15 protein-coding genes and 4 tRNA genes are annotated in these 13,144 nt (G+C 63.9%); 17 read left to right on the plus strand and 2 right to left on the minus strand.

Features of this window, described 5'->3' with window-relative positions:
- Positions 1-127: 127 nt before the first annotated feature.
- Both QM693_RS16505 and htpX read left to right on the plus strand, forming a co-directional pair.
- On the plus strand, positions 128-1,183 hold the full coding sequence (locus tag QM693_RS16505) for a polyprenyl synthetase family protein (protein WP_016882791.1): 1,056 nt from the start codon (positions 128-130) through the stop codon (positions 1,181-1,183).
- Positions 1,184-1,327: 144 nt separating this feature from the next.
- Positions 1,328-2,188: a zinc metalloprotease HtpX gene (gene htpX, locus QM693_RS16510; RefSeq protein ID WP_005252087.1), complete on the plus strand. Its 861-nt coding sequence runs from the start codon at positions 1,328-1,330 to the stop codon at positions 2,186-2,188.
- Between the two features lie 70 nt (positions 2,189-2,258).
- Here htpX and QM693_RS16515 read toward each other — a convergent pair whose 3' ends face one another.
- Entirely contained in the window at positions 2,259-2,750 is a 492-nt protein-coding gene (locus QM693_RS16515) for a YajQ family cyclic di-GMP-binding protein (RefSeq protein ID WP_007298080.1), read from the minus strand.
- 199 nt (positions 2,751-2,949) lie between these two features.
- Here QM693_RS16515 and QM693_RS16520 point away from each other — a divergent pair.
- The 11 genes from QM693_RS16520 to rplA all read left to right on the plus strand — a co-directional run bounded on the left by QM693_RS16520 (position 2,950) and on the right by rplA (position 7,769).
- Positions 2,950-3,032: transfer RNA gene (locus QM693_RS16520), tRNA-Tyr, on the plus strand.
- 215 nt (positions 3,033-3,247) lie between these two features.
- Positions 3,248-3,320 (plus strand) — tRNA-Thr (locus QM693_RS16525).
- Positions 3,321-3,365: 45 nt separating this feature from the next.
- Positions 3,366-3,438, plus strand: a tRNA-Met gene (locus QM693_RS16530).
- Between the two features lie 61 nt (positions 3,439-3,499).
- Positions 3,500-3,667 carry a 50S ribosomal protein L33 gene (rpmG, locus tag QM693_RS16535; protein WP_005252089.1) on the plus strand — a complete coding sequence of 56 codons (168 nt, stop codon included), beginning with the start codon at positions 3,500-3,502 and terminating at the stop codon, positions 3,665-3,667.
- 89 nt (positions 3,668-3,756) lie between these two features.
- On the plus strand, positions 3,757-4,320 hold the full coding sequence (gene hadA, locus QM693_RS16540; RefSeq protein ID WP_009474668.1) for a (3R)-hydroxyacyl-ACP dehydratase subunit HadA: 564 nt from the start codon (positions 3,757-3,759) through the stop codon (positions 4,318-4,320).
- A complete protein-coding gene (gene hadB, locus QM693_RS16545) occupies positions 4,307-4,732 on the plus strand; it encodes a (3R)-hydroxyacyl-ACP dehydratase subunit HadB (protein ID WP_005252091.1) in 426 nt (141 codons plus the stop codon). The genes hadA and hadB overlap by 14 nt, the downstream gene beginning before the upstream one ends.
- Before the next feature lie 184 nt (positions 4,733-4,916).
- A tRNA-Trp gene (locus QM693_RS16550) sits at positions 4,917-4,989 on the plus strand.
- 31 nt (positions 4,990-5,020) lie between these two features.
- Positions 5,021-5,473, plus strand: a complete 453-nt coding sequence (secE, locus tag QM693_RS16555) for a preprotein translocase subunit SecE (RefSeq protein WP_157951354.1) — start codon at positions 5,021-5,023, stop codon at positions 5,471-5,473.
- A gap of 58 nt (positions 5,474-5,531) precedes the next feature.
- The gene (nusG, locus tag QM693_RS16560) at positions 5,532-6,401 is read left to right on the plus strand and encodes a transcription termination/antitermination protein NusG (RefSeq protein ID WP_283352876.1); all 870 of its coding nucleotides are present in this window, start codon (positions 5,532-5,534) and stop codon (positions 6,399-6,401) included.
- Positions 6,402-6,460: 59 nt separating this feature from the next.
- A complete protein-coding gene (gene rplK, locus QM693_RS16565) occupies positions 6,461-6,895 on the plus strand; it encodes a 50S ribosomal protein L11 (protein ID WP_005252095.1) in 435 nt (144 codons plus the stop codon).
- Positions 6,896-7,052: 157 nt separating this feature from the next.
- Positions 7,053-7,769 carry a 50S ribosomal protein L1 gene (gene rplA, locus QM693_RS16570; protein ID WP_005252097.1) on the plus strand — a complete coding sequence of 239 codons (717 nt, stop codon included), beginning with the start codon at positions 7,053-7,055 and terminating at the stop codon, positions 7,767-7,769.
- A gap of 65 nt (positions 7,770-7,834) precedes the next feature.
- On the opposite strand, the gene QM693_RS16575 is transcribed toward rplA, so the two are convergent.
- Positions 7,835-9,454, minus strand: a complete 1,620-nt coding sequence (locus QM693_RS16575; RefSeq protein WP_283352877.1) for an MFS transporter — start codon at positions 9,452-9,454, stop codon at positions 7,835-7,837.
- Between the two features lie 460 nt (positions 9,455-9,914).
- Here QM693_RS16575 and rplJ point away from each other — a divergent pair, with 460 nt between their 5' ends.
- From rplJ to QM693_RS16595, 4 genes are all read left to right on the plus strand, one after another.
- The gene (gene rplJ, locus QM693_RS16580) at positions 9,915-10,475 is read left to right on the plus strand and encodes a 50S ribosomal protein L10 (RefSeq protein WP_283331058.1); all 561 of its coding nucleotides are present in this window, start codon (positions 9,915-9,917) and stop codon (positions 10,473-10,475) included.
- Between the two features lie 78 nt (positions 10,476-10,553).
- Positions 10,554-10,940 (plus strand): 50S ribosomal protein L7/L12, encoded by a 387-nt coding sequence (rplL, locus tag QM693_RS16585; RefSeq protein ID WP_005252104.1) that lies wholly within the window; start codon positions 10,554-10,556, stop codon positions 10,938-10,940.
- A gap of 303 nt (positions 10,941-11,243) precedes the next feature.
- Positions 11,244-12,338: an ABC transporter ATP-binding protein gene (locus tag QM693_RS16590; RefSeq protein ID WP_005258257.1), complete on the plus strand. Its 1,095-nt coding sequence runs from the start codon at positions 11,244-11,246 to the stop codon at positions 12,336-12,338.
- A 9-nt stretch (positions 12,339-12,347) separates the two neighbouring features.
- The gene (locus QM693_RS16595; RefSeq protein ID WP_005252107.1) at positions 12,348-13,142 is read left to right on the plus strand and encodes an MlaE family ABC transporter permease; all 795 of its coding nucleotides are present in this window, start codon (positions 12,348-12,350) and stop codon (positions 13,140-13,142) included.
- Positions 13,143-13,144 lie beyond the last annotated feature (2 nt).

Raw genomic sequence — 13,144 nt, forward strand, 5'->3', positions numbered from 1 at the left:
CTACATCCTGTCAGGCTTCGCTATGCGACCGCGGCGAGGCCGACGGGCAGCGGAACCGCTAGGTTCACTACCGTGGTAGCCGAGCCGCCACCGACGGCGCGGGAACCGAGCCGTCACTGACGACAGGATGGGTACTGAGAACGTGAGCACCGAGGGCGCAGCACACACCGCTGCCGACGCTGTAGTGGGCACTACGGTCGCCGGGATCGATCTCGGCGACCCGCAGCTCGCTGCCACGGTCCGTGAAGGACTGAAGCAAGTCGAGGAACTGCTGGTCAGTGAGCTCTCCGACGGGGAGGACTTCCTCACGGAGGCGGCGTTGCATCTCGCGAAGGCGGGAGGCAAGCGTTTCCGTCCGCTGTTCACGGTGCTCACCGCCCAGCTCGGACCGAAGGCCTCCGACCCGTCGGTGGTCACGGCGGCCACCGTCGTCGAGCTGGTCCACCTCGCCACGCTGTATCACGACGACGTGATGGACGAGGCGTCGATGCGCCGCGGTGCACCCAGCGCGAACTCGCGGTGGGGCAACAGCGTTGCGATCCTCGCCGGCGACTATCTGTTCGCGCACGCGTCCCGTCTCGTCTCGACGCTGGGACCCGAGGCGGTGCGCATCATCGCCGAGACGTTCGCCGAACTCGTCACCGGCCAGATGCGCGAGACGATCGGGCTTCGCGGCGAGCAGGATCCGGTCGAGCACTACCTCAAGGTCGTGTGGGAGAAGACGGGCTCGCTCATCGCGGCGTGCGGACGCTTCGGCGGCACCTTCTCCGGCGCGGACGCCGACCACGTGAAGCGGCTCGAACGCCTCGGCGACGCCGTGGGCACCGCCTTCCAGATCTCCGACGACATCATCGACATCTCCTCGGTGTCCGCCCAGTCCGGCAAGACACCCGGAACCGACCTGCGTGAGGGCGTCCACACGCTGCCCGTGCTGTACGCGCTGCGCGACGAGGGACCCGACGCCGATCGCCTCCGGGTGCTCCTCGACGGCCCCGTCACCAACGACGACGACGTCGCGGAGGCGCTCGCGCTCCTCGAACGGTCACCCGGCATGGCCGCCGCCAAGGCGAAGCTGGAGGAGTTCGCGGTCCAGGCACGCGCGCAGCTCGCCGAGCTGCCGCAGGGCCCCGCCAACGACGCCCTCGTGAAGCTCGTCGATTACACGATCGAGCGTGTCGGCTGAGCCGTATCGTCAGTACCCGAACTCGTCTTCACCCGATTTCTCGTCGTCCGAGCGGGAACCGTCCCACCACCGTGTTTCGTTGAATGATCAAGATCCCGAAACTCGGGTGACGTGATCGGGTGACAACGACAAGGAAGGCGTGACGTGCGCTACGCAAACGGGGCGAAGACTCTGGTTCTGTTGGTCGGCATGTCGGCGCTGATCGTGTTCATCGGCGCGTTGTTCCGCAACCCCACCATCCTGTTGCTGGCGATCGTGTTCGCGGTGGGAATGAACGCGTATGTGTACTTCAACAGCGACAAGATGGCGCTCAAGGCCATGCACGCCCAGCCGATCACCGAGGTGCAGGCGCCGGTCATCTATCGCATCGTCCGGGAACTGGCCACCACCGCGCACCAGCCGATGCCGCGGCTCTACATCAGCCCCACGTCCGCGCCCAACGCGTTCGCCACCGGGCGCAGTCCGCGCCACGCCGCGGTGTGCGTCACGAGCGGCATTCTGCAGATCCTCAACGAACGCGAGTTGCGGGCCGTGCTCGGACACGAGCTGTCGCACGTCTACAACCGCGACATCCTGATTTCCTCCGTCGCCGGCGCCATGGCCGCCGTTGTGTCGGGACTCGCGAACTTCGCCATGTTTGCCAACATGTTCGGCGGACGCGGCGGGGGACAGGGCGCCAACCCGATCGCGCTGCTCCTGGTGTCGCTGCTCGGGCCCATCGCCGCGACGGTCGTCAAACTCGCGGTGTCGCGGTCGCGGGAGTACCAGGCCGACCAGTCGGGCGCAGAACTCACCGGCGACCCCCTGGCGCTGGCGTCTGCGCTGCGGAAGCTGGAGCAGGGCACCCAGGCTGCGCCGCTGCCGCCGGAGCCTCAGCTCGCCGCGCAGTCGCACCTGATGATCGCCAACCCGTTCCGCACCGGCGAGAAGATGAGCCGGATGTTCTCCACCCACCCGCCGATGGCCGACCGGATCGAGCGGCTCGAGCGCATGGCGGGCATGTAGGCGGCTTCGCCGCCCGTGCGCCTTTCTGGTCGTTCCTACGACCAGAAAGGCGCACGGGTGCGGAGCGCCTCTACCGGTAGTTCACGAACTGCAGCGCGATCCCGAAGTCCTCACCTTTCAGCAGGGAGATCACGGCCTGCAGGTCGTCGCGCTTCTTGCTGCTCACCCGCAGTTCGTCGCCCTGGATCTGCGCCTTGACGCCCTTGGGGCCCTCGTCGCGGATCTTCTTGGTGATCTTCTTGGCGTTCTCCGTGGTGATGCCCTGGACGAGGCTGCCCGACAGCTTGTAGATCTTTCCGGACTGCGCCGGCTCGCCCGCGTCGAACGCCTTCAGGGAGATGTCACGCCGGATCAGTTTCTCCTTGAAGACGTCCAGGGCGGCGAGCAGTCGCTCCTCGGTGTCGGCCGTCAGGGTGATGGTTTCCTCGCCGGACCATTCGATCGATGCTCCCGTGTTCCGGAAGTCGAACCGGGTCGACAGCTCCTTGCCGGCCTGATGCAGGGCGTTGTCCACCTCTTGACGCTCCACCTTGCTCACCACATCGAAGGACGAATCAGCCACTTCACACTCCCGGTTTCGTCTAGTTCTCCCCGCCGCGACCCGGCCGGGGGCCCGCCGAATGCCGACGAGCAGATTCGACGCTATCGGTTCGCAACCGCCCGTATCCACCCGGTTTGCAAAACGGGGGGCCGTTCGTTGTATTCTTCTTTCCGCAGCGGAGAGCGATTTCGCACAGATTTCGCGCTCCTCGTGCAACCCCGGCAGATTGCCCGAGCGGCCAATGGGAGCGGACTGTAAATCCGTCGGCTTATGCCTACGTAGGTTCGAATCCTACATCTGCCACACACAGAACCCCGGTGAGCGACAGCTCACCGGGGTTCTGTCGTTCGTGGCCGGGACCGGTTGTCCGGCCGGCACCCCGCTCTGTGTGGGCTGCCGACCCGAACTGCCGGGTGCAGCGACATACAAAAGCCGCTGACCAGGCAATTTGGTTCTGGACGCGAACTCTGTGTAATCTCGTCAAGGCTTCAGCGCGCAGCGATGTGCGAGCGAAGCACGCCCCCTTAGCTCAGTCGGCAGAGCGTTTCCATGGTAAGGAAAAGGTCAACGGTTCGATTCCGTTAGGGGGCTCGCTGGATTGAAGTGGAGCGCCTAGTGCGCGACACTCGACACCGAGGCGGTGTAGCTCAGTTGGTAGAGCAAACGACTCATAATCGTTGCGTCGCCGGTTCAAGTCCGGTCACCGCTACACAATATGCATGATCCACCCTGATTGTTCGTAATCAGATTCACCCGAAAGAAGGCATCCCGTGGCCTCCTCGACTGACGTTCGGCCCAAGATCACTTTGGCCTGCGAGGTATGCAAGCACCGCAACTACATCACCAAGAAGAATCGGCGCAACGACCCCGATCGCCTGGAGATCAAGAAGTTCTGCCCGAACTGCGGAACTCACCAGTCGCATCGCGAGTCCAAGTAACACGGTCCGGAACTAGGACTGCGTTCGCGAAGGGAGTCCTCTAGGCTGCCCTCACGCGCTGACGTCAAGGGTAGAAGAGGTTCTTTCGCGTGACTGACACTGTGACAGAGACAGAGGCATACGTGCCCGAGGCTGTTCCTGCTGATCCTGCCGCGCACGCACTGGCAATGGTCGGGCACCACTACCGCGTCGACGATTTCTACGAGGTCGGACGCGAGAAGGTGCGCGAGTATGCGCGTGCCGTGCAGGACTGGCACCCCGCTCACCACGACGAGGAAGCCGCGAAGGGCCTCGGCTACGACGGTCTCCTCGCTCCTCTGACGTTCATCTCGCTCGTCGGCATCATCGCCCAGGGACGTCTCTTCAAGGAGATCGTCACGGGCTACGACCCGAGCCAGATTCTCCAGACCGATCAGCGGCTCGAGTTCCACAAGCCGATCAAGGTCGGCGACCGCCTGGTCTGTGACGTGTACCTGGAGTCGTTCCGTCAGATGGGCGGCAGCGACATCATCGTCACCAAGAACATCGTCACCGATCAGTACGACGAACTGGTCCAGACCACGTGGACGACGCTCGTCGCGCGCACCGGTGGCGAGGTCGACGAGAACATCGCTCACGCAGTCAAGGACGTGATCATGCATGGCGCTTCGTAAGTTCGAGGACGTCTCGGTGGGTGAAGAACTCCCCGAGCGCATCGTGAAGCTCACGCGTGGCGACCTGGTCAACTACGCGGGCGTGTCCGGCGATCCCAACCCGATCCACTGGAGCGACGAGGTCGTCAAGCTCGCCGGTCTGGACAACGTGATCGCGCACGGAATGCTCACCATGGGTCTCGGCGGCGGCTTCGTCACGTCGTGGCTCGGAGATCCGGGTGCTGTCAAGGAATACAACGTTCGTTTCACGAGCTCGGTCTACGTCCGTGAGGACGAGGCCGCGCAGGTCGAGTACACCGGTAAGGTGAAATCGCTCGACGAAGAAAGCAAGACAGCAGTAGTCGCGATCGTGGCGCGTTCCGAGGGAAAGAAGATCTTCGGTCGCGCCACCGCAACGGTCCGTCTGGCCTGACAGCCGGGTGGATTGGGTTTGTTCCGGGGCTTTGAAGTACACTGAGATTTCTGGGATTACTCAGCGCTGCGCGCTGCCCTACGGTGCTGTATGGCCGGCAAGGGTGGCGCGCGTGTCATGTAATCACAGAGAGGTCGGTCAAGAATTGGTCCGAGGCTAGTTTCGGACCAGGTCTCCCGACCAAAGGGGCGTAGCTCAACTGGCAGAGCAGCGGTCTCCAAAACCGCAGGTTGCAGGTTCAAGTCCTGTCGCCCCTGCCCCCGGATGCCAGCGACTGAGAGGAACGACGTGAGCGAGGAGCGCGCCAAGCGCGACGGCGACACTTCAGGGTCGACGCGCCCGGACGGTGCCGACGACACCGCGGCCGACGCCACCACCACGCGTTCCGCCACTCCCTCGGGAAAGCCCAGCGGTAAGCGCCAGGGCCGTCGTTCGCAGGCAGGTACCGAGGTCGCCGCGAGTTCCGTGAAGTCACCGGAACTCTCGAAGTCGGACACGACCACCAAGGTCAAGCCGGCGAAGAAGGATCGCGCCGACAAGCCGCGCAAGGAAAACATTTTCAAGCGCCTGCGCCGGTTCCTCCGCGAGGTCATCGCCGAGCTGCGCAAGGTCATCTGGCCCAATCGCAAGCAGATGATCACCTACACCAGCGTCGTCCTGGTCTTCGTGGTGTTCATGGTGACGTTCATCGGCGTGTTGGATCTGGTGGTCATCAAGGGCGTCACCTGGTTGTTCGGTTGACGGAATCCGCCCCGGTGGATCCGAAGTATGTGAGTGACGAGAGGAAGCGAGTGCCCCAGTGAGCACCCCCGAGAACGACACGAATGAGGCTTTGGCCGAAGAGCGTGTTTCTGCCGAGGCGGCAGCCGAAGTGGATGTCGAGGCTGCCGACGAGGGCACCGAAGCCGCGGAAATCGTCGGTGACGACGGTGCAGAGGACGCCCCGGCCGACGAGATCGTCGAGGACGAGGTGACCGCCGAAGAAGAGGCTGTGACCGCTGACGAGGCTGCGCCCGCCGACGAGGCTGTGACGGCCGAAGAGCCCGAGGACCCCGTTGCGGAACTCAAGGCCGCTCTGCGTCGCGCACCCGGTGACTGGTACGTCATCCACTCCTACGCGGGTTACGAGAACAAGGTCAAGGCCAACCTCGAGACCCGTGTCCAGAACCTCGACGTCGGCGATTACATCTTCCAGGTGGAAGTTCCCACCGAAGAGGTCACCGAGATCAAGAACGGTCAGCGCAAGCAGGTCAACCGCAAGGTTCTGCCCGGCTACATCCTGGTCCGCATGGATCTCAACGACGAGTCCTGGGGAGCTGTGCGCAACACGCCCGGCGTCACCGGATTCGTCGGTGCGACGTCGCGCCCGTCCCCGCTGACCCTCAACGAGGTCATCAAGTTCCTGCTCCCGCAGCAGGAGCAGAAGAAGCAGGCCGCCGCGGCGACCGTCTCGGCCGGCGAGACCGGCGGAGAAAGCTTCGCAAAGCCGCTCATCGAGGTCGACTTCGAGGTCGGCGAGTCGGTCACCGTCATGGACGGCCCGTTCGCCACGCTGCCCGCCAGCATCAGCGAGGTCAACGCCGAGCAGCAGAAGCTCAAGGTCCTGGTCTCGATCTTCGGTCGCGAGACCCCGGTCGAGTTGTCCTTCACGCAGGTCGCGAAGATCTAGCGCCACATACTTGCACTGCAGTAGCAAGAAACACACCCAGCAAGAATTAGGAAATCGAGATGCCCCCCAAGAAGAAGAAGCTCGCAGGGCTCATCAAGCTTCAGATCCAGGCCGGTCAGGCTAACCCTGCACCGCCCGTGGGTCCCGCGCTTGGTCAGCACGGCGTGAACATCATGGAATTCTGCAAGGCCTACAACGCGGCGACTGAGTCCCAGCGCGGCAACGTGGTGCCGGTCGAGATCTCGGTCTACGAAGACCGGACCTTCGATTTCAAGCTGAAGACCCCTCCGGCTGCCAAGCTGCTGCTCAAGGCTGCAGGCGTGCAGAAGGGCTCCGGCGAGCCGCACAAGACCAAGGTCGCTTCCGTGACCATGGATCAGGTGCGCGAGATCGCGAAGACCAAGCAGGAAGACCTCAACGCGAACGACATCGAGCAGGCCGCGAAGATCATCGCCGGCACCGCACGCTCGATGGGTATCACGGTCGACGGCTGAGTCAGCCCTGATCGATCGGCGGCACCGCCGTCGAAGATCGACTGACGGCACCGCCGTCGAAGAAAGCGTGGGAGGGCCGGCCAGGCCCAGACCACTACTGAACCATTCACCATCGCAGACAAGACACACACTGCGGTGAGAAGTTAGGACAGAAGAAATGGCAAAGCGCAGCAAGGCGTATCTCGCCGCCGCTGAGAAGATCGACTTCGACAAGCTGTACAGCCCGCTGCAGGCTGCGAAGCTGGCGAAGGAGACGTCGTCGAGCAAGATGGACGCGACCGTCGAGGTTGCCGTCCGTCTGGGCGTCGACCCCCGCAAGGCGGACCAGATGGTCCGCGGCACGGTCAACCTGCCGCACGGCACCGGTAAGACCGCCCGCGTCATCGTGTTCGCAGTCGGAGAGAAGGCCGCCGAGGCCGAGGCAGCTGGAGCCGACGCCGTCGGTGCCGAGGACCTCATCGAGCGGATCCAGGGTGGATGGCTCGATTTCGACGCCGCCATCGCGACTCCCGATCAGATGGCCAAGGTCGGCCGCATCGCCCGCGTCCTCGGACCGCGTGGCCTGATGCCGAACCCGAAGACCGGCACCGTGACGGCTGACGTCACGAAGGCTGTCGCGGACATCAAGGGCGGAAAGATCAACTTCCGCGTCGACAAGCAGGCCAACCTGCACTTCGTGATCGGCAAGGCATCGTTCGACGACGCCAAGCTGGTGGAGAACTACGGCGCCGCGCTGGACGAGATCCTGCGTGCGAAGCCGTCCTCCGCGAAGGGCCGCTACGTCAAGAAGGTCACCGTTTCGACCACCACCGGCCCGGGCATCCCGGTGGACCCGAACCGCACCCGCAACCTTCTCGAGGATGCCGACGCGTAAGTCACGCTTCACACAGTTCGGCCGGTACGGAAATCTTCCGTACCGGCCGAACTGCTTTTCCGGGGTCAGTCTTCGTCGCCGGTTTCCGATTCGGACTTCTTCCGCCACGCCAGCATCACGGAATCGGTGCGTGCCGGCGCCCAGGGCATGAAGATCGCGACGACGACCGCGCAGACCACCACGGCGCCCGCCGCGACGAGCGACGCAGTGTGCGACCCCTGCAGCACCGTCGTCTTCATGGTGAGGATGAGATTCTCACGCTGCTGTTCGAGGAACGGCGGGATCTCCCGTTTCCGGATCTCGAGCACACTCAGGACCGTCGCGCGCGCGAAGCCCTTCTCGTCGTCGTTCATCAATGCGGCCGGAATCCGGTCGAGCAGCGGACTCATCGTCGTCGCGTAGTACGACGCGACAATCGATCCGAGCACGGCGACACCGAGCGTTCCGCCGATTTCCCTGGTCGTGTCGTTCACAGCCGAGCCTGCTCCCGCCTCGTCGAGGGGCAGCGATGCCATGATCGACTCGGTGGCGGGCCCCTGCACGATGGCCAAGCCGAGCGCCATCGACACCATCGACGGAAGGACATCCGTCAGGTAGCTGCTGTCGACGGCCACCTGACCGCCGAGGTACAGCCCGACACCGGTGAGGAGGAGACCGAACACGATGACCGGGGTCGTCCCGATCCGCTGCGCCAGAAGTGTGGCGACGGGGGCGCCGACCGCCACCGACACCGCGAACGGCAGCGACGCGACACCGAACTCGAACGGCGTGTACTCCCGGACTCCCTGGAAGTACTGCGTGATGAGGAACAGGAAGCCGAACATCGAGAAGTACCCGATGGCGATCGCGAGGGCGGGCAGGGAGAACCTACGGTTGCGGAACAGCCGCAGGTCGAGGACCGGGTGCTCGGTGCGCAGCTCCCAGCGGACGAATCCGACCAGGACCGCGATCGAGACGGCGACGGCGCCGACGGTGACGAACGACGTCCACCCGTGGTGAGGGGCCTCGATGATGGCCCACACGAGGACGGTGATTCCGGTGATCGAGGCGGCGATTCCGACGAGGTCCATGCGTCCGATGACGGAGGCGCGTGACTCCGGCACCAGGAGCAGCGTCGCTGCTGCCGCGACCACCGCGATCGGCACGTTGATCCAGAAGACGGAGTGCCAGCTGAAATGCTCGAGCAGCCACCCGCCGGCCATCGGCCCGATGGCGATCGCGAATCCGGCCATCGCGGTCCAGGCGGCGATGGCCAGCGCCCGTTCCCGCACGTCGGTGAAGATGTTGATGACGAGGGCGAGGGTCGCGGGGAAGACTGCGGCCGCGAAGACACCCATCGCCGCGCGGGCCGCGATGACCTCCCCCAGACTCTCGGCGTTGGCGCCGGCGATCGACATGACGGCGACGCCGATCAGACCGATGACCATGACGCGTCGACGACCGTAGCGGTCGCCGAGGCTGCCGAACGCCAGGAGCAGGCCTGCGAACGTCAGCGTGTAGGCGTCGACGACCCACTGCAAGCCGCTGACACTGGTGCGGAGTTCGACACCGATCGACGGGAGAGCGACGTTGACGATGGTGTTGTCGAGCACGACCAGCAGTTCGGCCAGGCAGATCACGGCGAGCGCGAGGAAGCGTCGTGTCCGGGATCCGGTCACGACGGCCCGGGCTTCGAGGATTGTCATGAGGAAAAGCTAGCTCATATATGTAACGTCGCGTAACAGGTAAATGGACGCTGCTTCAGTCTGATGGACCACACACCGCATGCCGAGTGATGCCGGTCACTGCGATGGGTGGAGTCCCGCCGCGATTTGGCGGTTATGCAGGCCATGCCGTAATCTGTCCTGCGGAGTTCAATGCAGTATTTGAACTTCACCCCAAATCATGTTCTACCCAAGACCGTTGGTGATCACTCCCGCAAGGGTGTGATTGAAAGTCCGGGAATGTCCGGCGGCCCACGCAGGAGGACGAGGTAGGGGGATGCGTATCGGTTGTGGGCTCGCGCCCTGACCGTGTCGTTTCCTTTCACGCCCCGTGTGCCCTGCACCGGGGCGTTTTGCATGTCGTGGATTGTGTGCTCCGGGATTCCGGCGGTGCGCAGCGGTTCCGAAGTGGGATAACGACTGTCATGAGAGGAGGCGAAGTATGGCAAAGCCTGAGAAGGTTTCCGCGGTTGCGGAGATCACCGAGCAGTTCAAGGGTTCGACCGCTGCTGTGATCACGGAATACCGTGGTCTGACGGTGGGCAACATCACGACACTGCGACGCGCTCTCGGAGAAGGTGCCACCTACTCCGTCGCCAAGAACACCCTGGTCAAGCGTGCCGCTGCTGAAGCGGGCGTCGAGGGCCTTGATGACCTTTTCGTCGGTCCGACCGCCATTGCATTCATCAAGGGCGAGCCCGTCGATGCTGCGAAGGCTCTGAAGAACTTCGCTAAGGACAACAAGGCGCTCATCATCAAGGGCGGCTACATGGACGGCGCTGCGCTGTCCGTGGACCAGGTCAACAAGATCGCGGACCTCGAGTCCCGCGAGATCCTGTTGGCCAAGCTTGCCGGCGCGATGAAGGGCAACTTGGCAAAGGCCGCAGGCCTGTTCAACGCTCCTGCTTCGCAGGTGGCCCGACTGGCTGCTGCACTGCAGGAAAAGAAGGCCGCAGAAGGCGGAGCTGCCGAAGCTCCCGCCGAGGCTGCAGCCGAAAGCTGATCCGCACCCGCGCATCACTGCTATAACCCCGCCCGGTCGCGGATCAGCGACATGGGACTTACAGGAAGGACCGCCACAATGGCGAAGCTCAGCACCGAAGAGTTGTTGGACCAGTTCAAGGAGCTCACCCTCCTCGAGCTCTCGGAGTTCGTGAAGGCATTCGAGGAGACCTTCGAGGTCACCGCCGCTGCCCCGGTCGCCGTTGCCGCTGCAGGCGGAGCGCCGGCTGCTGCCGAGGCTGCTGAGGAGCAGGACGAGTTCGACGTCGTCCTCGAGTCGGCCGGCGACAAGAAGATCCAGGTCATCAAGGTCGTCCGTGAGGTCGTTTCCGGCCTCGGCCTGAAGGAAGCCAAGGACCTCGTCGAGGGTGCTCCGAAGGCGATCCTGGAGAAGGTTGCCAAGGACGCGGCCGACGCCGCCAAGGAAAAGCTCGAGGCTGCCGGCGCGAAGATCACCGTCAAGTAAGACGGTCTCTCCCGCGCTGCTCACCGAGCAGACGAAGAGGGTCACTCCCCATCCGTGGGGAGTGACCCTCTTTTTGTGTCCGCGGACGTCTTCGGAGTGTCGAGATTCCTGGCCGAAAGCTGGACGCGCGACCAGAAATTTCGCTACCGTTATCCCAGTTCAGACGCGTTGTTTTGCATAGTGGGACCCGCTGTTGGCATGCTTCCTTACTCATGAGTAGCATCCCTTGTCACAGGTAACACGTCGATGCGATAGAGTGACCCAACCCACACGGGGTGAGTGCATCGAACGGTCGCGGAGGTAATGGTGGGAGTCGAGGTATCCGTCGAGGGACTGACCAAGTCGTTCGGCTCGCAGAGGATCTGGCAGGACGTCACGTTGACCCTTCCCGCCGGTGAGGTCAGTGCGTTGCTCGGGCCGTCGGGTACGGGTAAGTCGGTGTTTTTGAAGTCGCTGATCGGTTTGCTCCGCCCGGAGCAGGGCTCGATCGTGATCGACGGCACCAACATTCTCGAGTGCTCCAGCAAGGAGCTCTACGAGATCCGCAAGCTGTTCGGTGTGCTGTTCCAGGACGGCGCCCTGTTCGGCTCGATGAACCTGTTCGACAACGTGGCGTTCCCGCTGCGCGAGCACACCAAGAAGTCCGAATCCGAGATCCGCAAGATCGTCATGGAGAAGATGGAGCTCGTCGGCCTGCTCGGGGCCGAGGACAAGCTGCCCGGTGAGATCTCCGGTGGTATGCGCAAGCGTGCGGGCCTGGCCCGCGCCCTGGTGCTGGACCCGCAGATCATCCTCGTCGACGAGCCGGACTCCGGCCTGGACCCGGTGCGTACCACCTACATCTCCCAGACGTTGATCGACATCAACGCCGAGATCGACGCGACGATCCTGATCGTCTCGCACAACATCAATCTCGCGCGGACGGTGCCGGACAACATCGGCATGCTGTTCCGCCGTCATCTGGTGATGTTCGGTCCGCGGGAGGTGCTGCTCACCAGCGAGGAGCCGGTGGTCAAGCAGTTCCTCAACGGCACCATGATCGGTCCGATCGGCATGTCCGAGGAGAAGGACGAGGCCACCATGGCGCAGGAGCAGGCGATGGTCGATGCCGGTCACCATGCCGGTGGTGTCGACGACGTCGAGGGCATCGTCCCGCAGATGAAGGCGACGCCGGGGATGCCGTTCCGGCAGGCCGTCGCCCGCCGGCAGGAACGTGTCCGGCACATCATGCACACCCTGCCGGAGAATGCCCAGATCGCCATCCAGGAAAGCCTCGACGAGACTTCCGGCGGAAACGGTGGCGGCGGCTACGACTACGCATACAGCCAGGAAGACACTCAGGTCATCCCCGCATACCGGGGCGAAGGATACGAAAACACCACTCACGGGCAAGGGTAGGCATATCGGATGGGGGTTACCCGCAGCTCGGTCTTGCGGCCGGTCAACGGTGCGCTGACACAGGCCGGAAACATCGTCGAGCTCTTTGTCGACGTTGCACGAAACACGTTCAAGCGGCCGTTCCAGTTCCGCGAGTTCATCGAACAGGCCTGGTTCATCGCCAGCGTCACGATCCTGCCGACGGCGATGGTCGCGATTCCGTTCGGCGCAGTGGTGTCACTGCAGACCGGATCGCTCATCAAGCAGCTCGGTGCAGAGTCGTTCACGGGAGCGGCCAGCGTGCTCGCCGTCATCCAGCAGGGTTCCCCGCTGGTGACGGCACTACTGGTGGCCGGGGCTGCGGGCTCGGCCGTCACGGCGGATCTCGGTGCGCGGACGATCCGCGAAGAGATCGACGCCATGGAAGTTCTCGGTATCAACCCGATTCAGCGTCTCGTCGTGCCTCGGGTGCTTGCCATGGTTCTCGTCGCGATCCTGCTGAACGGCCTCGTGTCCGTGGTCGGTATCGCCGGCGGGTACTTCTTCAACGTCATCCTCCAAGGGGGTAATCCCGGTGCGTACCTGGCATCGTTCTCGGCCTTCGCGCAGCTTCCCGACATCTGGGTCGGCGAGCTCAAGGCGGCTGTCTTCGGTGTCATCGCCGGTGTCATCGCCGCGTACAAGGGGCTCCATCCGAAGGGTGGACCCAAGGGCGTCGGTGACGCGGTGAACCAGTCGGTGGTGATCACGTTCCTGCTGCTGTTCTTCGCGAACCTGATCCTGACCATGGTGTACCTCCAGATCGTTCCGGCGAAGGGATCGTGACC

It is taken from the genome of Rhodococcus sp. IEGM 1305 (genome assembly GCF_030058635.1).
GTDB classification, from domain to species: domain Bacteria; phylum Actinomycetota; class Actinomycetes; order Mycobacteriales; family Mycobacteriaceae; genus Rhodococcus_F; species Rhodococcus_F opacus_D.